The organism is Leptospira stimsonii (assembly GCF_003545885.1).
Classification (GTDB): domain Bacteria; phylum Spirochaetota; class Leptospiria; order Leptospirales; family Leptospiraceae; genus Leptospira; species Leptospira stimsonii.
Window position 1 is genome coordinate 391099 of sequence record NZ_QHCT01000003.1, and the last position, 22229, is coordinate 413327.

At 44.6% G+C, this 22229-nt stretch carries 19 protein-coding genes; 5 read left to right on the plus strand and 14 right to left on the minus strand.

Annotated elements, in window-relative coordinates:
• The first annotated feature begins 3 nt into the window (after nucleotides 1-3).
• Nucleotides 4-2253 carry a YhjD/YihY/BrkB family envelope integrity protein gene (locus DLM75_RS13235; RefSeq protein WP_118968972.1) on the plus strand — a complete coding sequence of 750 codons (2250 nt, stop codon included), beginning with the start codon at nucleotides 4-6 and terminating at the stop codon, nucleotides 2251-2253.
• A 6-nt stretch (nucleotides 2254-2259) separates the two neighbouring features.
• Here DLM75_RS13235 and DLM75_RS13240 read toward each other — a convergent pair whose 3' ends face one another.
• From DLM75_RS13240 to DLM75_RS13265, 6 genes are all read right to left on the minus strand, one after another.
• Nucleotides 2260-2748, minus strand: a complete 489-nt coding sequence (locus DLM75_RS13240) for a rod-binding protein (protein WP_118968973.1) — start codon at nucleotides 2746-2748, stop codon at nucleotides 2260-2262.
• On the minus strand, nucleotides 2745-3827 hold the full coding sequence (locus DLM75_RS13245; RefSeq protein ID WP_118968974.1) for a flagellar basal body P-ring protein FlgI: 1083 nt from the start codon (nucleotides 3825-3827) through the stop codon (nucleotides 2745-2747). Before DLM75_RS13245 ends, DLM75_RS13240 begins: the two co-directional genes overlap by 4 nt.
• Nucleotides 3824-4546 (minus strand): flagellar basal body L-ring protein FlgH, encoded by a 723-nt coding sequence (locus DLM75_RS13250; RefSeq protein ID WP_118968975.1) that lies wholly within the window; start codon nucleotides 4544-4546, stop codon nucleotides 3824-3826. Before DLM75_RS13250 ends, DLM75_RS13245 begins: the two co-directional genes overlap by 4 nt.
• Complete coding sequence (flgA, locus tag DLM75_RS13255; RefSeq protein WP_118968976.1) at nucleotides 4543-5436, minus strand: flagellar basal body P-ring formation chaperone FlgA; 894 nt, start codon at nucleotides 5434-5436, stop codon at nucleotides 4543-4545. The genes DLM75_RS13250 and flgA overlap by 4 nt, the downstream gene beginning before the upstream one ends.
• Before the next feature lie 18 nt (nucleotides 5437-5454).
• Nucleotides 5455-6249: a flagellar basal-body rod protein FlgG gene (flgG, locus tag DLM75_RS13260; RefSeq protein WP_100784264.1), complete on the minus strand. Its 795-nt coding sequence runs from the start codon at nucleotides 6247-6249 to the stop codon at nucleotides 5455-5457.
• A 323-nt stretch (nucleotides 6250-6572) separates the two neighbouring features.
• Nucleotides 6573-7724, minus strand: coding sequence for a site-specific DNA-methyltransferase (locus DLM75_RS13265; RefSeq protein WP_118968977.1), 1152 nt, complete (start codon nucleotides 7722-7724; stop codon nucleotides 6573-6575).
• Between the two features lie 320 nt (nucleotides 7725-8044).
• On the opposite strand from DLM75_RS13265, the gene DLM75_RS13270 reads away from it, so the two are divergent.
• The 3 genes from DLM75_RS13270 (at nucleotide 8045) to DLM75_RS13280 (ending at nucleotide 11885) form a co-directional block, all read left to right on the plus strand.
• Nucleotides 8045-8563, plus strand: a complete 519-nt coding sequence (locus DLM75_RS13270) for a hypothetical protein (RefSeq protein WP_118969178.1) — start codon at nucleotides 8045-8047, stop codon at nucleotides 8561-8563.
• A gap of 15 nt (nucleotides 8564-8578) precedes the next feature.
• Nucleotides 8579-9442: a penicillin-binding transpeptidase domain-containing protein gene (locus DLM75_RS13275; protein ID WP_241547917.1), complete on the plus strand. Its 864-nt coding sequence runs from the start codon at nucleotides 8579-8581 to the stop codon at nucleotides 9440-9442.
• Nucleotides 9443-9659: 217 nt separating this feature from the next.
• Nucleotides 9660-11885, plus strand: coding sequence for a cation:proton antiporter (locus DLM75_RS13280; RefSeq protein ID WP_118968978.1), 2226 nt, complete (start codon nucleotides 9660-9662; stop codon nucleotides 11883-11885).
• Here DLM75_RS13280 and DLM75_RS13285 read toward each other — a convergent pair.
• From DLM75_RS13285 to DLM75_RS13315, 7 genes are all read right to left on the minus strand, one after another.
• Nucleotides 11871-13226, minus strand: a complete 1356-nt coding sequence (locus DLM75_RS13285) for a multiheme c-type cytochrome (RefSeq protein WP_118968979.1) — start codon at nucleotides 13224-13226, stop codon at nucleotides 11871-11873. The two genes, DLM75_RS13280 and DLM75_RS13285, sit on opposite strands and share 15 nt — an antisense overlap.
• Nucleotides 13214-14656 carry a sulfurtransferase gene (locus tag DLM75_RS13290; RefSeq protein ID WP_118968980.1) on the minus strand — a complete coding sequence of 481 codons (1443 nt, stop codon included), beginning with the start codon at nucleotides 14654-14656 and terminating at the stop codon, nucleotides 13214-13216. Before DLM75_RS13290 ends, DLM75_RS13285 begins: the two co-directional genes overlap by 13 nt.
• A 13-nt stretch (nucleotides 14657-14669) precedes the next feature.
• A complete protein-coding gene (locus DLM75_RS13295) occupies nucleotides 14670-15620 on the minus strand; it encodes a hypothetical protein (protein WP_118968981.1) in 951 nt (316 codons plus the stop codon).
• An 85-nt stretch (nucleotides 15621-15705) separates the two neighbouring features.
• Nucleotides 15706-16074: a hypothetical protein gene (locus DLM75_RS13300; protein WP_174715088.1), complete on the minus strand. Its 369-nt coding sequence runs from the start codon at nucleotides 16072-16074 to the stop codon at nucleotides 15706-15708.
• 93 nt (nucleotides 16075-16167) lie between these two features.
• A complete protein-coding gene (locus DLM75_RS13305) occupies nucleotides 16168-17598 on the minus strand; it encodes a rhodanese (protein ID WP_118968982.1) in 1431 nt (476 codons plus the stop codon).
• Between the two features lie 279 nt (nucleotides 17599-17877).
• Nucleotides 17878-18486, minus strand: coding sequence for a helix-turn-helix transcriptional regulator (locus tag DLM75_RS13310; RefSeq protein WP_118968983.1), 609 nt, complete (start codon nucleotides 18484-18486; stop codon nucleotides 17878-17880).
• 253 nt (nucleotides 18487-18739) lie between these two features.
• Nucleotides 18740-20056, minus strand: a complete 1317-nt coding sequence (locus DLM75_RS13315; RefSeq protein WP_147456636.1) for a hypothetical protein — start codon at nucleotides 20054-20056, stop codon at nucleotides 18740-18742.
• 62 nt (nucleotides 20057-20118) lie between these two features.
• Here DLM75_RS13315 and DLM75_RS13320 point away from each other — a divergent pair, with 62 nt between their 5' ends.
• A complete protein-coding gene (locus DLM75_RS13320) occupies nucleotides 20119-21210 on the plus strand; it encodes a DNA-methyltransferase (RefSeq protein WP_118969181.1) in 1092 nt (363 codons plus the stop codon).
• On the opposite strand, the gene arsS is transcribed toward DLM75_RS13320, so the two are convergent.
• Complete coding sequence (arsS, locus tag DLM75_RS13325; protein WP_118968985.1) at nucleotides 21159-22202, minus strand: arsenosugar biosynthesis radical SAM (seleno)protein ArsS; 1044 nt, start codon at nucleotides 22200-22202, stop codon at nucleotides 21159-21161. The genes DLM75_RS13320 and arsS overlap by 52 nt on opposite strands.
• Nucleotides 22203-22229 lie beyond the last annotated feature (27 nt).

The window sequence follows — 22229 nt, forward strand, 5'->3', positions numbered from 1 at the left end:
ACGATGTTACATATTTTAAAACCGGGTTGGCTCACCGACTCCGATAAGATTCCGAATCGCGGATTCTTACGTTACTTCGTACTCTTTCTCCGAGTGATCGTCGGTTCCGCATATCGTTTTATCAAAGACGATTGTCTCATGCAAGCATCCGGAATTTCCTATACTACGATCGTCTCCCTCATTCCTATGTTGACCGTCGCCCTTTCCCTCATCACGATCACTTCCGGTTTGGAAAATAGAAAGGAGGAAATTTTCGATACGATCAACACTTTTATTCTGCAAAGCAATATCACCGTGGATATCAACACGTATCTTGAAACGATAGGCGATTTGATCGATACTGCTTCTCAGATCGGAGCGATCGGATTTGTAATTCTTGTTTTTTCGGCGACCGCTGTGTTACGTTCCTTAGAGAACGCGTTCAACGGGATTTGGAAAATTAACTCGAATCGTTCCCTTTTTCAAAAATTGGTGTTTTACTTTTTTGTCTTAGCAATCGGACCTCTTCTTTTTGTAATCGGAGAAGGTGTCGCCGAAAAGACCATCGACTTCTTCCGACCCCCACACTACTTTTCGATGGAAAGGGATCCGTCCGGAAAAATCTGGGTGAGCGGTGAGAATGGCACCCTATTTCGAATGGATGCGAATCTTAAAATAGATTATTCCATCCGAGAAGACGAAATCGATTTTGAAAATATGAGATGTTTGGATAATCTCGGGGGAAGGCTCGACTTTTGTAAAAAACCGGACATCGGAAATTCGGATTTTATCAAGATTAGAATTCGGGACGGTCTTATCTATGTTCTTTCCCAAAAAGGAACGCTTTTGATAAAACCGATCGAATCTTCGGTTTGGACCTTGACTTCTTTGGAAGGAGTCGAACTCAAAGACATCGAAATCGTTGACGTGAATAATATTTTTATTGTATTCAAAAACGGTGAAGTTCTTCACTACATTCCGGAAGGGATCTCTTTTAAACCGATTTTCAAAGACAGACTGAAAATGAACGCATCTAAGGTCTACTTTCCGGATCCTCTAAACGGGTATATCGCCGACGAATCGGGAACGGTCTGGACGAGCAACGACAAAGGTTTTACTTTTTATCCGAACCGGTTGACTCATTTAGCATTTCATGATATACACAGAACCGAAAACGGAGACATCTTTTTAGCAGGCGAAAGAGGTGTCATCTATCGATCCAAAGACGGAGGAAATAGCTGGATCGAAACGAGCCACAAACGGTATAACTTCATTCGTATCTGGTCCTTTACCGGATCGGATCAAATGGAACTTTTTGCGATGGATAGCTTAGGTCATATTCTCATCTCAACTGATGAGGGAGATCATTGGAATCCATTCTATACTCCGATGAACGGAAAACTCTGGGCAAACCTTCTTTTGGAAAGAAAAGAAAACGGAAAGATCCGGATGTTGAACGTGGGAGAATATAGGACGATCAGCATCACCGAATCGAAGGACCAAAAATTCGCAACGACCCTTGTGACCGGTGGAGACAGCGTCTTTTCCATCTATTCCTTTTTAAGAATTCTTTTTCCTTTATCAGGAATCTGGCTTTTTTTCCTAAGTCTTTATTCTTTGATTCCGAATACCAGGGTTCCGCTCAAAGCATCTGCTGTGGGAGCGGCGGTGACAGGTGTGATTTTTTTGATTTTTCTTTGGGGATTCCACATATATCTTTCCTCCTTTAGCGAAACTACGATGATCATCTACAAGGCGTTAGCCGCTGTTCCCATCTTTTTGTTGGGAGTATATTCACTTTCTCTCATTGTTCTATTCGGAGCTGAGATCACGGCATCATTACAGTTCAGGGAGCGCTATTTAGCTCCTCTTCAATCCTTGGAAACGATGCACTCGTCCACGAGCAACGAATTCAGGAAGTTGATCCTAACCTTAAAATCCGCGTATCAAATTCAAAGAGAAAAAAAGATCCCCTCCTCGTCTCACGAGATCGCTCTCGTCTCACGTTTGAAAGAGGAGGAAATTCCGGTCTTGACCAAAAAGTTATGCGAATTGGGTTTCCTATCGGAAACGAGAAAAAACGAATACGTTCCGATCGCGGCGTCCACGGATTTGAGCGTAGGCGACGTATATCGAAAGATCCCGGAACCGCTTTTGACCGGAGACGAAAGTCTCCAACTTTTTCCTTCGAGTCTTCGATCCAAAGTGGAGAAGACCGAGGAAAAACTTCAGAACGACCTGGATACGATCAAGTTTAGCGACCTAATCGGCTAACGTCGATTAGGCTTTCTGATCCAGCTTTTTTGAAACGGATACCGGTGGGAGATTGGAAGAAAGCGACTGGTAGATCTGCTCTGCAAGACCTAAAGAAGAATTGGAAGAAAGGTTTTTCGCGTATTCATCGTAGAGCATATCCTCAAAAATCTCCTCCGCATGTCCTCCGTCGATCAGACCGGATTTTTCGACGGTCTTTTTCATTTCGGTCAACATCATCTTAACGAAGATGGATTCGAATTCGACGGAAGCCGAGTAGAGTTTTTTACGATAAGGATCCGCTTGAATTTCCTCTTTGATATTGTGTGGAAGGCGAATCTCCGAGGAACTGATCTTACCCGAGAGTTTTTCGTTAAATTCTTCGCGTAACTGATCGGGAAAAGAAACGTTCGGTTTACCTTTGCTCGCGTTTTCCGCGTTGATCAAACTTCGAACCTCGGATTTCTCCAGAAGATTCAACTTGTTCGTATAATCGTTGATAGAATCGATTTTCATTGTATCTCCAGCTCGGCGTGTAAGGCGCCCGATTTTTTCAGAGCTTCTAAGATTGCGATGATATCTCTTGTGGACGCGCCAACCTTATTCAAGGCTTCCACGACGTCTCCGACGCTTGTGGATTCCTCAATAAGAAAGGAACTTTTAACGGGTTCTTGTTCTTTTCCTAACCAATTCCGTTTTCGATTTTTATCGGTTACGGAAAGATTCAAGCCGGACCGCGAAACCGCCACTTCTTCAATGGTAATGTTACCGCCCATCACGATCACGCCAGTTCTTTCGTTAATAACGACCCTCGGCTTGACCTGTGTTTCGACGGTTAGGTTTTCGATGTCGCTTAACAAAGTTAAGAAAAGGTCAGATTTGTTTTCGAACGTTTTACCGAGGACGATATTGATTTCGGAGGGAGAAACGGGAACCACGGATTCCGGACCGATACCGTGTTTCCCAGGAAGAATGGAACGAATCTGCGTAATCACCGCGTTTAGAGTCGTAAAATCCTGATTGTCCAGTTGAATTTGGACTCTTTCAGAGGCGTAAAAATTCTGATCTAACTCTTGTTCGACGATCGCACCCCCATGAATGAGACCGACGGTTTTTTTATTTCCACGGCCGCTACTACCGCGTTCTTGTTCCTGTCGTCCGCCGAAAGAGATCACACCGGATGCGACCGCAAAAGTTTTATCGCCGGCGGTTTTCAAAGGAGATTGAAGAAGCACCCCGCCTTCCAATGACTTAGCGTCCCCGATCGATGAAACGACTACATTCAACTTATCTCCTTTTCGAGCATACGTTGGAATCGTCGCAGTGATTAGAACCGAGGCGATGTTTCTTGTTTGATCGGGTTTTAGGTTGGCCTCTACTCCTAGATTCTTCAGGTAATTTTTCATACTTTCCGAAGTCATCGGAGTTTTGCTATCTCCCGTTCCAGGAAGACCCACCACGATTCCGTATCCCGTGATCTGATTTTCGCGAACCCCTTCAATCTTTGCGATGTCTTTCAAACGAAGTTCGGTCGCGAACAGACCCATAATAGGATAAAAAAAGAATAAAATAAAAGCGTAATATTTCAATCTCACTGTGATTCTCCGAGAAGACGGTTGAGTTGGTTCAGAATGAGCCTTTGTTTTTCCTCTTCGGAAAGTTCCGCCTTGATCGTGACGGATCCGTCCGGATTTGTCACGGTCTTAAGAGCGATCGGAGGATTCACTTGTTTCGGATTGATCCTCCCGTTATAAGAGACCTGAAGATTTGCGATCTTATCCGAATTCAGAGAAGAATCCTTTTCTACGAACTCGGGCGCAACCGTTCCCGCGAGAATCAGGCTGTTTTCTTCTCCGTTGATCACGCTCACCTTTTGCCCTTGAATTGTAAGAAGACCCGTATTCGGATCGACCGCCGTCACAAGAGCCGTCAGATTTCCCTTGATCTTACCGACAGATTTGATCTTTCCCTTATTCTTACGGGTAATCGTACGATCGTTGTTATACGAAGGCATATCAGGAATGATTTTTTTATCCGGCATCGCCTTGAGCGTCAGAGTTTCGTCCGCATTCGACTCAAGTTCAAACTCGGCTTGAAGACCGTTTGTGATTCTAATATAAAGAGGAGAGCCGACTTTGATATTTTGACGAACGGAATACGGGTTCTTATCGGTCCAGAGAGAAGAATCCTGAGCGCGCAAACGAGAATCGTCTTCGACAAAAAATGCAAGAAGTAGAAAAACGAAACCTATTTCCAATCGGAGAAATCCTGAAAAAAGAGCGGAGATATTCTTTTTGAAAGAATCTTGTTTCATTCCGTGACCACCGTATTCTTATCCACTACCTTCGCTCGCATTTGCCCTTCTCTGGAATGAGTGGTTACCTGAACCTCATCTCCGATATTACCGGAGCTAAGCGCCTTCACTTTCGTTTTAAGAACAAGACTTCCCTTATGGTAAACCATAAGAATTTCTCCGCCCCTTTGCACATCGGCGATTTTACGAACGTGTTTTTTACGAAAGATTTCTCCTTCGTTCATGTCCTTCAAGAGCGTCGAACCCAAGAGTTCTTTTCCAGGAGAATCTAATATTTCTTCCGGAGTCAGTATTTCCTCTTCCCTAAAGTCATTCTCCGTGATTCGAATTCCCTTATTCAAAGGGCGGACGGCTTTTTGAACACGAACCTTCTGTTCCACTTGAAATCGAATTCTCAAAGTATGGACTTTTTGATTCTGAAAGAAGATTTCCAAGGAGGCCATGACTTGGCCCGGATGTAGTCGGGAAGAAAGATTGGCCCAGCGAAGTTCCACACCTTCCTGCGGAACCTTCGTCTCACCGGACAAAAACGTTAGACGAAACTCCTCATCCGGATGTTTCTTTTTGATTTCATTCGCAAGGGATTCCGTGATTTCATAAGGTTCCAGGGTATGATTTAGAGGAAGAACCAAGGTTTCCTTTCCGGTCACAATCGGATCCAGATCCCGATAGACTTTAAGAATTTCCTTGGAACCAATAAAAACAGGTTTATTTAGATTTTTGAGAATCACCCGGTCTTCGAAACCATCCGGAATTCTCGCGATCGAAGAAAGAAAGACCTCGTCCCCGTCGACGACCGCCCGGCCTTTTAGATAGATTCCCGACACTCCCCTTCCCAAAAGAGGATTCAAAATGAAAGGAAGAAAGAGGAGAGTCGCTAAAAGCTTCATAAGAAATTTATAAAATTCTTATCTCTTGAGTGAGATTGCGGTGGAGAGCATGTTGTCCGAGGTCTGAATCGCTTTCGAATTCGATTCGTACGCTCTCTGCGCGACGATCATGTTCACCATTTCTTCCACGATTTTCACGTTACTCATCTCGAGAAATCCCTGAAGGACGTTTCCGAATCCCTCCATCCCCGGAGTGCCCGGAATTTCGGGTCCCGAGGCCATCGTTTCTTGAAATAAGTTTTTTCCAATCGCAGTTAGACCGGCAGGGTTTACGAAACGATAGAGTTCGACCTGGCCGATCACGATGGGACGAATGTCGGCTCCAACTTTTACGGTGACTTCTCCTTGTTCGGAGATCATGAGAGTGTTTAAGATCGCACCTTCCGGTAGGATAAGGGGCGGCTCCAAAAGATATCCGTTAGACGTCACCACTTGTTGGTTCGAGTCGATCTTAAAAGACCCGTCCCTAGAGAACGCAAAACTTCCGTCCGGCATTTGGATTTTAAAAAATCCCATCTCGCCCGTGATCGCCATGTCCAGTTTGTTTCCGGTCGCCTGAAAGGAACCGATCTCGAAAAGTTTTTGGGACGCGGCCGCGCGTACCCCGTGACCGACGTTTACGCCGGTAGGAATCTCGCTTACGGAAGTCGCCGGCGTTCCGGCCAAAACCTGATGTTGATAGACTAAGTCTTCAAAGTCCGCGCGATTCTTTTTAAAACCGGTCGTGTTTACGTTCGCCAAGTTGTTTGAAATCGTATCGATATGGAATTGCTGGGCAATCATGCCCGTAGCCGCCGTCCAGAGTGAGCGCATCATATTCCGGTAACCCTCTTCTGTATTCAAGTTCGGTAGAATTTCGAAATTGGTGAAGGGGAAACGCTTAAAAAAGAGAGAAAAAGAGACAGAAGTCGAAAATTAGGAAAGTTCTCTCGGTCGGAACTCCCACGGCCTTTTTGTAAAAAACGCGCGCCCCCACCCTGATCGGGTGGAGGTGGCGGGCTCGCGGGAAAACTTGGGAAATTTTCCTTTATCACAAAACATGACTTCAAACAACCAAAATTCTTATCGGTTCGGTTGTAGGAACTCCTACAAAGTCCGCAAAACGTTCTTTACGAAAAGAAACGGATTCTTCCGCCCTATTTATAATTTCGAAAGACGACACAACGATTGGAGTTCGTACCTTTTTCGTTATTCGAAACGTTCCAACAGTTGGAGAGTTTGGTAAACTTCTGATCATTGATAAACGTCGTTTCCCATTCTAATCCGGTGCCGGACGCGGCTTGGATCACGTATTCATCCAGGTTGAAAACGGTTCTTCCTTTTTTGATATCTCCGACTTCCATTACACAAACACCCTGCGGTCTTAGTACTCGGGAGAGTTCTTCCAAGGTTCCGTGTATAAAATCGGTCCAACCGGAAAGAGTCGAAAAAATACTCGGCTTTTTATGATCCGGAAGTTCGATCTCTAAGAACCAATAACGAAGCCAATTGTCCTCTTCATAGTTCACCTTATCGAGGAAAGGTGGAGACGTTATGACAAGATCCGTAACCGAATCTTCCAAAGATTCCAGATGTAAAGAAGAATGATTCGTATAACGATTTCTTCCCGAGAATTCGTGGTAAAACGGAGGAAGAGGAGTTTTTAAGTCTCTCTTCATTTTCTGCATGATTCTCGACTTAATCTCCTTATATTCGGGACGAATCCCTTTCTTTTCGTTATTGCGTTTTTGAGCGCTCGCAGGTATGGAAATTTGGGGAAAGCTATAAACGGAAAAGAATCCGTCACTGTGTCCGTGTAAACGGGAGAGCGCCGTGACTCCGATGTATTGAATCTCAGGAGAAGCGTCTTGCGAAAGAATTCTCTTGAGATTTTTAATCTCGTTCAAGGTGTCTCTGTGATAGAATGCAAGCAGGTCCTTGTCTTCCTTTTCTTCTTTCGTTTTCTTTTTGAGATCGAGACGAGAGAGAATTTTTTCCATACTCTCTATCGCAGGAACGATCTGTCTCGATTTCGCTAAAAACAAAGACATCGGACTGATATCATTGTGAATCGCGGTATGTCCTTCCAGATTTGCCTGAATCGATGTGGTTCCCCTTCCGCCAAACGGATCCAAGACGACACCCTTGCTTCCGGCAAGGTATTTATCCAAGAAAAACGCGGGAAGTTCCGGTTTAAACGAGGCGCGATAACTTACGCTGTAATGAATGGAATGGGATTGTCTCTGGCGGGAAGTCCAGAATTCTCCGGTTTGAATTTTTCTTTCTTTTCTTTTGAGTGCAGTCGACATCCAGGAGGCCTCGTATGAAAAGATTTTCGGTCTCCTTGCCAGTTTCCCCCTGAAGAAAAAGAAGAATGAAAGTTGAGATTCGGCCTTTAAAAATATCGGATAAAATTCGAGATCGTTATGTCTCCCTTTGCCGTTTCTTTCTTCTCCATTGCGATGGAACAAAAATTTCTAAAACATCGAGAGAAGAACCGCTTGGAAAGAAAACGAATTCTTCTTTCCCCTTTTTTGCCTTCCAAAACCGCTCGAATTGATTTGTCATTTCGAGCGTAGAATTTTGCATGGATAGAAGAGAGGGAATATTCCTTTTTCTTAATTTACCAATGACCGAACACAAAACCAGCGACTACTCTCCGGAAGCGATCGATTTAGAATTCGACAAAGAGGTTTTCTGGAATCGTTTTTTCGAAAGGGCAGGACTGATCCTTGGGTATGGCGCCTATTTGGTCTGCTTTATCATCGTCTTCGGATTAAAAATGGAAGCTGTTCAATACGCTTCCCTCTTCTACTTAGGCCTTTTTACCCGATTTTCAAGTCTTCTTATAGGAAAGTTCTACGAAATTCCTAAGGTCTTTCGGAATCTTTTCTCAAACGATACCGACCTGGTCTCGGCGAGTCAGGAATATCTGAAAACTCATCGAGAAAAAGCCTTTCTCCGTTTAGCCGGACGTCTCTATGGAATGAACGACGCTTCCCAACTCTACAACGCAAACCAAGAAGAACTCATCGAACTCTTAAGGCCGAAGATGGAGAAACCTTGGAAGAAGGTCGGGAAAATCTACTTCTTTTGTTTTTATATCCCGGTTTCCTTAATTTTGATTGGCATTTCCGTTCTCAACTGATTCAGTCCTTTTTAAGTGAAGTCTCTATTCTCATTCTTTTGGATCTTCTTCGTACTTTTCTTTTGTAAAAGCGAACCTTCCGTTTTATCTCTTCCGCCGATGCCTTTTTCGGAAAAGAATCTGAACTGGGACGGGAAATCGGCTTGTGCGATCTTAGTAAACCTCAGCGCAAGAAGTAAAATCTACTTTCAAAAAGAAGAATGTTCTTATAAATCCCCGCCCGCTTCTCTTTTTCACACGATTCTTGCGTTAAACGCTTTGGAAAGCGGCTATCTCAAAGAGGATCAATCTCTTTTTTTCTGGGATAAAACGAGACATCCTTATATCCGTTGGCAAAAGGATCAGAATCTTAAATCGGCTCTTGAGTATTCCGTTCATTGGTATTTTGCAAAACTCTGGAACGATATCGGCCCCGAAAAAGGCAAACAGCTTCTTGAAAAAGGAAACGACTTTACGAGCGCCGTTCCGATGACAAGGGCTTCCTTTTGGTTGGACGGTTCTTACACCGTATCCCCGGTTGAATTTGTGGATTATCTAATCCGTTTGCAAGAATCGAAGCCGCCTTTTCGCAAAAAAACGATACAAACAGTCTTCGGTCTTTTGAAAAGAGAATCCGGTTCCGTCTCCAACGCGAGCGGCAATCACGATCTTCCCGGTAACTGGAACGGAACCGAAGAATACAAATCCGATTCCGCGTTTTACTATAACCAAGAAGAAGCGAACTCCTGGTTCTGGGCCCTCTTCCAAAAAGAAGGCGCGCAGTGGTTGATATTCACTCGGGTTCGCACGACGGGTCAACCCGCGGCTCCTCTGGAAGCGGCCAAACTCGCATCGAAGGTTCTTCAAGAAGAATCACTTCTGCTTTCCCCTCTTCCGTAAATCGAATTTGTTAAGCGAAGTCGATTCGAGAAAAAATCCACTCTTGAAAAGACAAAAAAGTTTCACGGTTTCCGGTCCGAATCCTTCCCTTTTTTCTCTGAAGGTTTTTATCTTAAAAGCGAAAAATATCAAAGTAGAAACGTCCTCCTCCCGGCTAAAATCTGAATGACGAATCCAGAATTCGGGAAGAAACTGCTCCCAGACGAGGATTCCCCGTATGAAAAAAATATCGGTATTTTATATTTTTCTAATTTTCTCTTTTGTATTATGCCTCGCCTTCATTCTTCAGTCCGGAAAAAATCTGGAAGTCAAAAAGGAGAGTTTTCATTCTTCACAGGACGTGGAAAATCCAAAGGATAAGCAAAAAAGAACTCCGATTCAAAACGGAATAGAAAGACCTGGACTTCTCGACTTCGAATCCGTCGCTCAGATTTTTTCAGGACATCTCAAACAACCGCTTTCCCGATTACTTCTTCAATTGATCGTAATCATGCTCGCGGCGCGTTTTTTTGGGAAAGTCGCCACTCTCGTGGGACAACCCGCGGTGATCGGTGAAATTCTCGCCGGAATTCTATTAGGGCCTTCCCTGCTTGGATTGTTGTTTCCCGAAGGTTTCCTCCTTCTTTTTCCGAAAGATTCCTTGGCGACGCTTCAGATTCTCAGTCAACTGGGACTTCTCCTTTTTATGTTTGTGATCGGAATGGAACTCGATCTCAAAATTTTGAAGAATCAAGCCGAGTCAGCGATCGTGATTTCACACTCGAGCATCATGTTTCCCTTTCTCCTCGGAGCGGGACTTGCTTATTTTATCTATATTCCTTTGGCGCCCGAGAACGTGGATTTTATCGCTTTCTGTCTTTTTATGGGAATCGGAATGAGCATCACGGCGTTTCCGGTCCTTGCAAGAATCATCTTGGAAAAAGGATGGACCAAAACCACGTTAGGCAGTCTTGCCATAACTGCGGCCGCGGCCGATGACGTAACCGCATGGTGCGTGCTCGCGGTCGTGGTGACGATCGTCAATGCGGGATCTTTTTCTTCCGGCTTTCTTACCATTCTTATGTCGGGCACGTATATGGTCGTGATGTGGAAGGCGATTCTTCCGCTTATGCGAAGGGCTGGAAATCTATACACGACGAAAGAATCGATGACCAAAACGATCTCCGCATTCTTTTTTCTCTTTATCTTTATTTCCGCATGGATCACGGAGGCAATCGGCATACACGCGTTATTCGGAGCTTTTCTTGCGGGTGTCGTCATGCCCGACAAAAAGGAACTTCGTAGCAATCTTGTGGACAAAATCGAAGATTTCAGTCTCACGGTTCTACTCCCACTCTTCTTCGCGTTTACTGGGCTCAGGACAAAATTCGGTCTCCTTTCGAGTTCCGGCCTTTGGCCGATTTTCTTTTTGATTCTTTTTGTCGCCATCTTAGGAAAGTTAGGCGGAAGTGCGATCGCATCCAGATTATCCGGTAAGAATTGGAAGGATTCCCTCTCCATCGGAATTCTGATGAATACAAGAGGATTGATGGAGCTGATCGTCCTCAACATCGGTTACGACCTTGGAGTTTTATCGGAAGAAATTTTTTCCATGATGGTTCTGATGGCATTGACGACGACGATTATGACCGGACCCGCGCTTAAGATCGTAGATTGGTTTTTTTCCAAAGAGGAAACGTTTTCGCGCTACAGAGCGGGTAAGGGAATTCTAATATCCTTCGCGCAACATTCCAGAGGTCTGGAACTATTAAAGATCGCTTATGGACTTTTTCCCGAAAAGAAAAAGGAAAGAGAAGTCACCGCCGTCCATCTTTCTCCCGATTCAAACATTTCCGAATCGCACGCCGAAAAATACGAGGCTTCCAGTTTCACTCCTTTGAAAGAACTTTCCAAGGATTTGGATATTCATCTCCAAACGATCTACAAAACCTCGACCAATATCACGAAAGATATCATTCGTATCGTAGAAGACGGAAACTACAAACTTCTTCTCATCGGCGCCGCTCGCTCTTTTTTCTCGGACGATATTCTCGGCGGAAAAATCAGAACCATTCTCAACGAAACGAAGTGTAATACCGGAATTTTATTCTCATCCCAATTGGAAGACGTGAAGAATATCCACGTTCTTTTCGGCGCCGAAAAAGATCTGAATCTTTTACAAATCGCAAGAAGACTCGCCTCGAATTACAATTCCAAACTTTCGATCGTTGACTTAAACGGGTCCGTAGATCGGATTCCCTCGAAGATCAAACAAAGTCTCAAACGGGAGAAGGTGAAAATTCTTCAGCCGGGATCGAGCGTTTCCGACTGGAAACAGTTTGATCTCATCCTCTGCGATTTGGACATTTGGGAAAATCATCCCGAGTTTCGAGTGAACGAACTTCCGAAAGGAGGCGGTCTTCTTTTGATTCGTTCGGTGGACGGATTTTTACTGGAAGGATAGTCGATCCATGGTTTTTTCGTGTTCAAAGAGCACATAACGCGTATTCTTTACCTTTCGCAAAGCATCCAAAAGTTGAAGTTCTTCCGGACCGGAAATCAGATATTTCTTTCTTTGATCGTAGTTATCCTGAAACATTCTCGCATAAAACTCGTCTGGTTCGACGATCGCCTGAAATCGAATTTTGTCTCCCTTCTTCCACTCGGACCGGTCGATATCAGCCGTTAAAACGGCTTCTTCTCCTGGCGCGAGCCTTGTATCTTCGAATTCCGTTTCCAGATCGATATCCGTCACTCGCCCGATCGTTTTTTCCGAAAGAGAGCGATACACGTTTCCGTTCCGAATCCAGGTCACGGAAAGAAACAATTTGGGTACGGAATACGTAGGAAACTTATGACCTGCGCCCGTATTTTTTAAAGAAGCGAGAACGACGATTCTTTCTTTTTCCAATTTGACTTCGAACGAAGAACCGATCGCTTTTTTTGTCGTCTCAGGATCGTGTATCCCCTTCCAATCGTGGGACCGATTTTCCATATGACAATTTTGGCATGTGATTCCCTTGGTTGCGTATTCGCTTTTCTTCCATTCGGTGAACGTCTCCATCAAACGTTTGCCATTGAGTCGTTTTCCCGTCTCGGGTGACTCGTGGCAGGGCGCGCAAAATTCGGACGTTTCAAATTCATTTCGGATCACATAACCACCGTGAGGTGAAGATCGATGCTGATCGATACCCGAGCGAGGAGGTGGTCCGTATCGAACGTGTTTTCTCACGTGGCAGGGCGCGCAAAATTCGGACGTTTCAAATTCATTTCGGATCACATAACCACCGTGAGGTGAAGATCGATGCTGATCGATACCCGAGCGAGGAGGTGGTCCGTATCGAACGTGTTTTCTCACGTGACAGGAAGCGCAAAGGATTCCCCTTTCCTCCTTTCCTTTACTCAGATAGGAAGTGATTTCTTCGGAAGGTTTCGATATTGCAAATTTCGATTCTTTAAAATACGCTTGAGTTTCGGCTAACGGAGAATGACAAGAGAAACAATCCTCTGCTTTTTCCACTCCAAGACGTTTTAACTGCCATTGCAGACCCGCACCTCCCGCTTTCGAATGAAAACTCTCGTTCCATTTTTCAAATTGTTCCCTGTGGCAGGTTCCACAATCTTCCGGGTCGAGACTTTTTTCCGACTCTCCATAAAGAGAAGGCGCCTTTCCTTGCAAGGCGATCGGTGTGGACCAGTGCGATTCTAAAAACGTCTTTTCGCAATTTCCTAAACAAAAAAAGAGAAGCCAGATCACTCCGACTTCATTTTGAATTTTAAGAAGAATGGAAATCAACCGCCGCAAGCGTTGCCGCCTCCTCCCCCCCCGCCGCCAGAACTACCTCCGGAGCCGCTTCCGCTACTGCCACTCGTGTTGCTCAAATACGATTTATCCTCGTCGATCAATTGATTGGAACTTCGGGAAAAAGCTTGAGCGGTAGTAAAACTCGATTTCGCAACGTTCGTATCCGGATTGGCGGTGAGATTGTCCGTAAGGATACTCAGATTTGTTTTCCAAGGAGAAACCGCCGGGAGATTGGACCATTTCAGATCATCGCTGATCGCACGATTGTCCGTCGCGAGCGATCCCCATTCGACCCAAGAACCGTCGTAATAGCGCGTTGGAATTCCGAGGATGGCAACGGAAGCAAAGCCGGTTACCGTTGAACGCACGTTAGTTCTACAATAGGTGATAATCGTCTGACCGGACACGAACCCCGCCGCAGAAAACAAGTTCAGAATCTGTGCCTTTGTCTTAAATTGAACCGTAATATTCGTATCTTCTAATAGATTGGCAAATGGAATATTGACTGCTCCTTTGATATGACCTTCGATCCCGGTAACACAAGGCGGGGTCGCACAGGTTTTTCCGCTTGGCCCCGTTGTACTGGATGCGGTTCCCGTATATTCCGCGACGGACCGCGCGTCCAAAAAGAAAACTCCTTTGACTGGAACGGGAGTGACCTTCAAAAAGTTAGAGTTCCCATTTTTTAAAATATGAATCACATCACCCAAAGTCGCCTGCAGAATTGTATTGTCCGTAAGCAGGGATTGAACACCCTTTCCTCCCGCGGGATTTAGAGGAGAAAGAAAAAGAGTCGTAAATAGATTCCCTTGTGAAGCGTGATAAGAAACGGCTCCATTCAAGATTGCTAAACTCTTTGCGGGAGCACCCCAGTAACGAAGAGCATACCATCCTCTCAAAGCCTGTTGCAGATTCGCCGTAGTAGGAGTGTCCGCGGAAAAGACAACAAGATCGTTCTGAAGATCGATACCGTATTTTTTTAAGAATCCGTCGATTTGTGAACCTTGTGGAACCATCGTTTCCGTATCGATCACCCCGTTGTTTCGAGTTTGTCCGAACGTCGTATCCGCATCGGTTAACAAGTGCACATACACTCCGCTACCCGTTTTTGGAAACACGTATTGTCCGGACGGTGTCCCCGTTTGAACCTGAAAGATAAATAGTTTTCCGTAAATCCCGAGCGGTTTTCGATTCGGCCAATCTTGAACCCAAGAGTTGAGCTTGGAATAAGTAATCAAACCGAAATTATTCTGATTATAATCGTCCGCCGAAGCGTTTGCGATTTCTTCGGCCGAATTGATCTTTATGATCAAAGGAAGGCGAATCTTAAACGCGGCCGGAATAAAATCGTAATTGCCGGATTTGTTCCCGCAACTCCAGACAAAACCGAAGATTAATAATGAAAAAAGAATGAGTTTTGTATATTTCATCTGTGTTCTACTCCTAAAGGTTAAACGGAAAGTTAACGATAAAACCGATCGTCTGCAACTTAGCGGTGTTATATCCCGCGTACGTCTGAGAATAATAAAGGTTATAAAAATTCCCGTAGGAATCGGTAAAACCGAGAGAGGCTTCCACGTTATGATAGTCTTCCCGTCTTCCCCAAGCAGGGCGTTCCTTTTGAACCCAAAGATCATAGAGATTGACCCCGGGAATCGTATCTGGAACCGTTAGGTTGAGATAGTTCAACGGAGGAGCTTGTCTGGGATCCGCAAACGCATAACCTCCTTGCCCTTTTTGTCCTCGTGCTCCGATCGTAAAAAAGAAACTTTCAAAAAATCTTAAGTAGAGTCCGGAGTAATAAAGAATATCGTCCGGAACTGGATTCTCCCTTCTTCGATAGCTGAGTTCTCCCAGAGCGCCTATGCCGTAGAAATCAAAATCCTTTGCGAGATATAAATTAGCTTCCCCTCCGTTCGCACCGTCCCCTAAGGATTGCGGGTTTCGGTCATAGTCTCCCTTTTTGATGGCGCCCGCTCTCACAGAGATTGTGGGAATCCACCACTTGTCGTAATCGAATTCGTCGAGAATCTTATAACGAATCCCGATTCTCGTATCGAGATAACCGTATTTATCCGGGCTTTCGGGAATCTGCATAAGACCTCCATAACGGTCTACTAATTTAGCTCTCCCTAATTTACCGAATCCGGTTCCGAAATCGACCGTAAGACGATCCGTAATTCCATATTCCAAAACGATATTTCCGGTACTAATTCTGATATTGTCGTCGTAATTCGCCTTCGTATTGGCAAGATATGCAGAATCGTATTCCGAATGAATAAAAACGGTCCTCACCCACAATTGTCTCTGATACGGGGACCACGCCTGCTGGGCTTGAATTCCGAACGCGGTAAAAAATAATAAACCGCATAGAATTCTGATTCTATGTTTCATGATATATACCTAATATTCTAAATTCTTTAATTTATAAGAATCGGGTGTATTAACCCCGAATTCATCGACTTCGAAAAAGAAAGGACTATTCCTTTTTGTCTTCGAGCTTTACGTTAAATCGAACGCTCACGAAGTATTCAAGAGAATCCAACTGTTCGGGCGTCAATTTACCTGCGAATTCTTCAAGATTGATCCTCTGTTTTTCGCTGTTGGGCAAAGAACCTTGTAGGTATTCAAGGCGGATCTTTTGAGCCGATACTTTAGCCGGATCTGCGGTTGCCGTGATTTCTATTTCACGATTGTAAACTGATTTACCCAGATGATATTTTTCGCGGTCTTTTCCTTTAGGAATCTGAGCGACTCCACCTCCGCTAAATCCTCCCGAAGCAAAGGAAGGAAAAACAAAAAGACCAAATAGATTGATAAGAATGCCGAATATAAGAGTTCGTCTCACTGCAACTTCTCCGAAATGTATTTATTAAAAAGTGTAAAAAACGTCGCGCCGTGAAGCCGCGACGTTTCAAAAAAGATTCTTCGTTATTCCATTCTACTGAATCTTATAATTCCAATCGTCAATGAGCGTCTGACGCGAAGTAGTCGCGTTCGGATTGATGACGGTTTTGTAGTTTGCGGCGTTGGCGGCGTTGAACGTCGGTCCGCCTCCTGCGCCTCCCGTACTCACAGTTAGATCCGCAGTATCCGTCGCAAAAGGAGATCCGGAAGGAAGTGTTCTTTTCGTCGGATCGGGATGGTTTGCGGAGAGTCCGTTCCATTCGATAAAGGAATTTTCATAGAACACCGTTGGTCTTCCCAGAATTACGAAAGTGGAAAGTCCTGTGACCATCGATCTCGCGTTCGTTCTGCAATAATGAAGATACGTTTGCCCTTGCTGATAACCGCTCACGGAACCGTTTTCTGCATGCCCCCATCCGGCAGGATTGGACCAAAGAGCCGCGATCGTCGCCTTCGATTTAAATCGGCCCGTGGTTTGATCAACTACTTGTAACCAAGGAGCAAAGAACGCGCCTTTCAAATGTCCTTCGGTGAGCGCTTTTTTCGCCGCTTCTACCTCGGCGGCGTTAGTTCCGTCGGCGGTTCCAACAAACTCGCGTTCGGTGGAAGTAGTGTTGTGTCTCGCATCGGCAATAAAAACGGAAGAAGTCAGACCGGTCACTCCGTGAGAATTCGGATTTCTAACGATCTTGATGACGTTCTCTACCGGCTGAACGAGCACGGAGTTGTCCACAGTACGCAGATTTTTTACGGAATACGTTCCGTCGTTCGGAGGAGAACTTTCCGTGCCGGAAGCGGTCAAGTCCGACGCGGAGAATTGTGTGTTGATCGGTCCGTCTAAGACAGCGACGTGTTTCGAATCCGCTCCCCAATATCTAAGCCAATACAAACCTCTACCCAGGGTTTGGTAGTTTCCGCCCTTTGGAGACGCCGAAGTACCCGCACCGGAATCCGCACCCGCCGCAAAAACCACGAGATCTTTTGAAAGATCGATCCGATAGAGTTTCAAAAACGCATCCGTTCTGGCTCCATCCGGAAGACCTGTTTGGACGTTTTCAAAGAGACCGTTGTTTCTTTTTTGTCTGAAGTTGATATCGGTTCCGCCACCGTTTGGCCAAGAATAAACATAAACTCCGCTGGTCGGTTTGATAAACTCCTGACCTGCGGTGCCTACATTGGATTGAAGAATGATTAGATTCCCCGTGATCGATGCAGGTTTCTGCGTCGCCCAATCCGATCGCCAACGGTTGATCGTCGTGGCGGTTACGAGACCGAATTCGTTATTATCATAGTTATCATTGGATTCCACAGCGAGTTCTGCGGCAGTATTGACCTTAACTCCGTTGGCAATGATTCCGGCGATCGCGAGAAGAAGTGTATCGTCTTTTTTTTCCGATGGTTTGCAGGTTCCCAGAAACCCCGCAAGAGCCAGCACAATTCCAAATTTACCAAGTTTGCGTTTCATGGTGTTTTTCCTTACGTTTGTTTCCTTCCAGCGGGGTTTCATTCCCAAAAGGAAGTTTTTCCAACATTCGAAGCGGAGGTTTGAAATTCCAATAGTTTTCTGCTTTAACAGATTAATTATTTACTATATTAAACACACCTTTTTACAATTTGCTAAATATATTTCCGGACATTTCGCTTAACGTCTAACGTTAATGCGAAATTGTTTAAACCGAACTGATTTATAATTTGATAGCTTTAGGGAAGAAGGAGAAATTTGGATCCGCGAGGGATCCAAATTTTATAGATTTACGGAAGAACTGATCCAAAACAGAAGAGCTTTGGAGGAAGATGGATTGAAAATTTCCTGCAGATCTTGAGCGAGAAAGACGGCGGTATCTCCGGGTGAGAGAAGATTCTTCTTTCCTCCGAAAACGAGCCCGATCTCCCCGTTTACCAAAGAAACCGTCTGCGATTTTTGTTTTTGAAACCAGATCGGCAGGGGAAAACTTCCCTGGGACAATTCTACTTCCAAAAACTCGAGGTGATTTTCCGAATCTCTGTACAATACGCGCGCGCTCAGTCGTTCTTTATGAAGAGTCAAAAGCTTGGATTCTTCTTTGCGAAGGATTTTAGGACTGTGCATCGAAACGTCGGGTAAAAATTCCGCGACCTGGGTTCGCAGAGCCTTGGACAATTTCCAAAGAATCGCGATGCTCGGGGTTGTCTTACCCGTCTCGATCAACCCCAGCATTCCCCGACTGACTTGTGCGATCTGGGCGACTTTCTCCATAGACAGACCTAACTCCAACCTTCGCTTTCGAATCTTATCTCCGAGAAAACTGGTCAAAAAATCATCGGGAACTTTTTCCGAAGAAGTCGTATCTGAATTATCTACACTGCGAGCCATAATTGTTTGCAAAGGAAGCCACCTCTTTTCTCGTTTCGTTCGATCTCGCTTTGAAATTTCGCATCGCTCCAACCCTTAAAAAAAACCCGGGAATCCCGGGGTAGAAAAGGGTCTTTTTCAGAGAAAGTTAGAGTTAGGACGGATCCACTAAAGAACCCGCCAAGCAGAGAATTCTTCTAATATATTAGAAAGTCAATAGGTATTTCAATATAACATACAAGTTAGATTTATATAGTGGAATTATTGCTAAAAATTATGGCGTTTTTGGCGAAAATCTTGGAATAAAGAAGGTAAGTCCCACCAAAGTGTATTCCAAAATGAGAATCCAGAGTGGATTTTCGTACAGCTGAAGCCCCGACGCGAACGAAAGCGTCTTTCCGGAAACGTACGAAAGAACCACTACGCCGGAAAAAACGATTCCGGAAAGGTCTCTGCTTCGAATCCAAAAGAAAAGTGACCACAGGAGATACCACGGATTTACGACCGGACTGAAAAGAAAGAACCAGAGAAAAGAATCACCGATCCTTCTTTCCTCATCCGAATCCGAGCGGTTTAGAAAATACAAACCGACGAGTCCCCAAAGACCGAGGCATATCAATCCGATCATCCACGGCGCGATGGTATCAAAGACAATTCTTCCCAAAATCCACTTTAGAAAAGCGTAAAGTGATGAATTGAATTCCCAGCTTTCCAGAAAAATCGAAAGCCCATCACCACCGACTCCTCCTTGGATCCGAAAGAATAAATATAGTGATAAAAAAGCGGTCACAAATCCGAGCAAAAATGGAACTCGTTTTGTTCGGAGAAGACAAAAAGGGAATAAGATCCAGGCGAAGACTTTGACGGAGCAAGCGATTCCTAACAATATTCCTGCAATCCAGAACCACTTCTTCTCTTTGTTTAGTATATATACGCCGCTGAGTAAGATGAGCCCAAGAAAATCGGGATGAGCTTGGATGTAGGTTTCGATGATGAGCAATGGAAACCAGAATACGATTCGAAAGTCTTTTTTTGTTAGGTGCTTTTGCATCCAAGACCACCCGAGAATCTCGATTAGAAAATAAATGCACTTGAGACCCAATAGAGAACCGGGAAACAAAAAAGCGGAGATCCAGAAAAGGATCTGCAAACACGGTCCGTATATCGTGGGCACTTCTGGGTGATTGATTCTACTTAAAATTTCCGTACTCCATGCAGGAAGATTCTCCTGAGAAAAAAAAGTTACGGGAGGTTTTCCATACGGAGTTCCGGTTTCCAGGGTTTGATATCCGTCCCATAGAAATCGAGCCCAGTCGTCTTCCCAAACGGGGAAAGTTAGAATCGCAGTTAGACGAAACAGGATTCCCCAAAACCATGTCCCCGCAAGGTTATCCGAGTCGTCCGCTTTCTTTAAGAACGGAAGAAGAACGATTCCAAAAAGAATCAAATAGATGCTTAGATAAAGGACTAACCCCTGAGTTCCGGGAAGTCGTTTCCAAAAAAGAAAAAGAGATATATACAACAAGAGCGCAATCGATCCCGCGATGTGAGTCGAGGCAAAATTCGAAATCAAAAGTGGTCGTTTTATCACTGGAGGTCTTGACGTTTTGAGTGGACAAAGAAACGGATCGGAAGAATTCTACGGATTGGATTATGAAGAGAACAAGCCACCAGATTCTGAATCGAGATTCGAGAGAAACGTTTCCCATCGATTCTCAGACTGTGGATCTGATTCTCACCTCTCCACCTTATCCGATGATCGAAATGTGGGACGAACTCTTTTTCGGTTTTTCGAATGAGATCCGAGAGAACCTCCTTACTCATCCCAGTCTTTCGTTTGAAAAAATGCACTTGGAGTTGGATAAGGTTTGGAAAGAATCCTTTCGTGTTTTGAAAGAAGGCGGCTTTTTTATAGTCAATATCGGAGACGCGACTCGGAAAACCGATTCCGGTTTTCAAATTTTTATGAACCACGCCCGTGTGATTCAGAGTTGTAATTCCATCGGCTTTCAAAGCCTTCCCGGAATCCTCTGGAGAAAACAGACTAATTCTCCCAATAAATTTATGGGTTCGGGAATGTTGCCCGCAGGTGCGTATGTAACCTTGGAGCATGAGCATATTCTAATATTCAGAAAAGGAAATAAACGCAGATTCACGTCCAAGCCCGAGAAATTGGCCAGGGCACAGAGCGCGTTTTTTTGGGAAGAACGCAATCTTTGGTTCTCCGATCTCTGGGATTTTAAAGGTAAAAAACAAGGTCTGGATTCGCTCGCGGGAAGGGAAAGAAGCGCGGCATATCCTCTGGAACTCGCAAATCGAATCGTACAAATGTATTCCCTCAAAGGTGATCTGGTTTTGGATCCTTTTCTCGGAACTGGTACGACTACCCTTGCCTCCATTGGAAATTGTAGGAACTCCATCGGTTTTGATCTGGATTCCAATCTTCTCCAAAATCCGTTCCAAAACCTCGCTTCTCTTCCCGAAGAACTCAATCGAATCACTGAAAAAAGAAAAACGAATCACGACCTCTTTGTCAAATCGAGGCTCGAGGAAGGAAAACCGTTTCTTCACTTCAATCAAAATCTGCAAACCCCGGTCGTCACCAATCAGGAAAAGTTTTTGACTTTAGATAGAATCACTCGAATCGAAAAAAACGCAGAGGACAAAATTCTTGTAGATTACTCTCCCCTTTTTCAAGCGGTCGCACCGCCGCAACTCGAACCAGCTCCTGCCGTACAACCGTAACAATGTTCTCCAACTCGGATCGTTCTTTGTAATAAACTCGCTCCGTCATAATCACGGATGTTCTGGATCGTTCCTTCCACCTTCATCTCCAACATCTGATTGAAATCGCAGTCGTAGAGAGAACCGTCATATCCCACACTCAGCGTATTCTTGCACATAACACCGAATGCCGCCGAGGGATTAAAAGAACTCACGAGTTTTTCGAAATAGTTTTCGAGATTGCCGCTTTCCTGTAGATATTCCAAATATCTAGAAATCGGCATATTCGTAATCGTGAATAGAGAATTAAAATGAATTCCGTGTTCCTTATAAAGAGAATTCTTAAATTCTTTCTCTAAGGAGATTTGTGCCCCGGGTAAAAAGGCGCCTGCAGGATTGTAAACCAGATTGAGTATCAGACCCGAATCGGGTATTCCGTAACCAACCGAATTCAAACGTTTTAGCGCTTCGATCGATCGATCGAACACCCCTTCTCCTCTTTGCGAATCCGTTCTTCTTTTTTCAAAGTATGGAAGACTGGAAACCACTTCTACTCGATTCTCAGCATAAAAATCGGGAAGATCCGCATAACGTGCTCCCGCGAGAAGGATCGTGAGATTACAACGGACCATCACTTTTTTTTCGAGCTTTCGAAGCTCCTGTACGAGCCAACGAAACTCAGGATTCATCTCGGGCGCTCCACCCGTGATATCGACGATCGGGATCGAACTCGTAGCAAGAACGCTCAAACAATGAAGCATCATTTCCTTGCTCATATTCTCCTTTCGATCCGGACCCGCGTCCACATGACAATGTTTGCATGTTTGATTGCAGAGTTTACCAAGGTTCATCTGAAAAATCTCGGTAGGAATCGGATACAACGATCCCACTTTTGACTGTTCTAGTTTTTCAGAAAAAGAAGGAAGATTCTTCCGATCCAGGACCTCTTTCAAGATACGAAATTGTCGTTCGGGCGAAGCGAGTTCACTTCCGCGTGATTTTAAGGATTTCATTCTTCTTTTTCCTAATATCTCTTCGAA

Excerpts from the sequence above, each read along its gene's own strand:
- DLM75_RS13240 (WP_118968973.1), bottom strand. The coding sequence starts at position 2,748 with ATGAAAATCGATTCTATCAACGATTATACGAACAAGTTGAATCTTCTG.
- DLM75_RS13270 (WP_118969178.1), top strand. The coding sequence starts at position 8,045 with ATGACCGAACACAAAACCAGCGACTACTCTCCGGAAGCGATCGATTTA.
- DLM75_RS13295 (WP_118968981.1), bottom strand. The coding sequence starts at position 15,620 with ATGAAACATAGAATCAGAATTCTATGCGGTTTATTATTTTTTACCGCG.
- DLM75_RS13290 (WP_118968980.1), bottom strand. The coding sequence starts at position 14,656 with ATGAAATATACAAAACTCATTCTTTTTTCATTATTAATCTTCGGTTTT.
- DLM75_RS13280 (WP_118968978.1), top strand. The coding sequence starts at position 9,660 with ATGAAAAAAATATCGGTATTTTATATTTTTCTAATTTTCTCTTTTGTA.
- flgA (WP_118968976.1), bottom strand. The coding sequence starts at position 5,436 with ATGAAGCTTTTAGCGACTCTCCTCTTTCTTCCTTTCATTTTGAATCCT.
- arsS (WP_118968985.1), bottom strand. The coding sequence starts at position 22,202 with ATGAAATCCTTAAAATCACGCGGAAGTGAACTCGCTTCGCCCGAACGA.
- DLM75_RS13310 (WP_118968983.1), bottom strand. The coding sequence starts at position 18,486 with ATGGCTCGCAGTGTAGATAATTCAGATACGACTTCTTCGGAAAAAGTT.
- DLM75_RS13265 (WP_118968977.1), bottom strand. The coding sequence starts at position 7,724 with ATGTCGACTGCACTCAAAAGAAAAGAAAGAAAAATTCAAACCGGAGAA.
- DLM75_RS13235 (WP_118968972.1), top strand. The coding sequence starts at position 4 with ATGTTACATATTTTAAAACCGGGTTGGCTCACCGACTCCGATAAGATT.
- DLM75_RS13305 (WP_118968982.1), bottom strand. The coding sequence starts at position 17,598 with ATGAAACGCAAACTTGGTAAATTTGGAATTGTGCTGGCTCTTGCGGGG.
- flgG (WP_100784264.1), bottom strand. The coding sequence starts at position 6,249 with ATGCGCTCACTCTGGACGGCGGCTACGGGCATGATTGCCCAGCAATTC.
- DLM75_RS13320 (WP_118969181.1), top strand. The coding sequence starts at position 20,119 with ATGAAGAGAACAAGCCACCAGATTCTGAATCGAGATTCGAGAGAAACG.
- DLM75_RS13250 (WP_118968975.1), bottom strand. The coding sequence starts at position 4,546 with ATGAAACAAGATTCTTTCAAAAAGAATATCTCCGCTCTTTTTTCAGGA.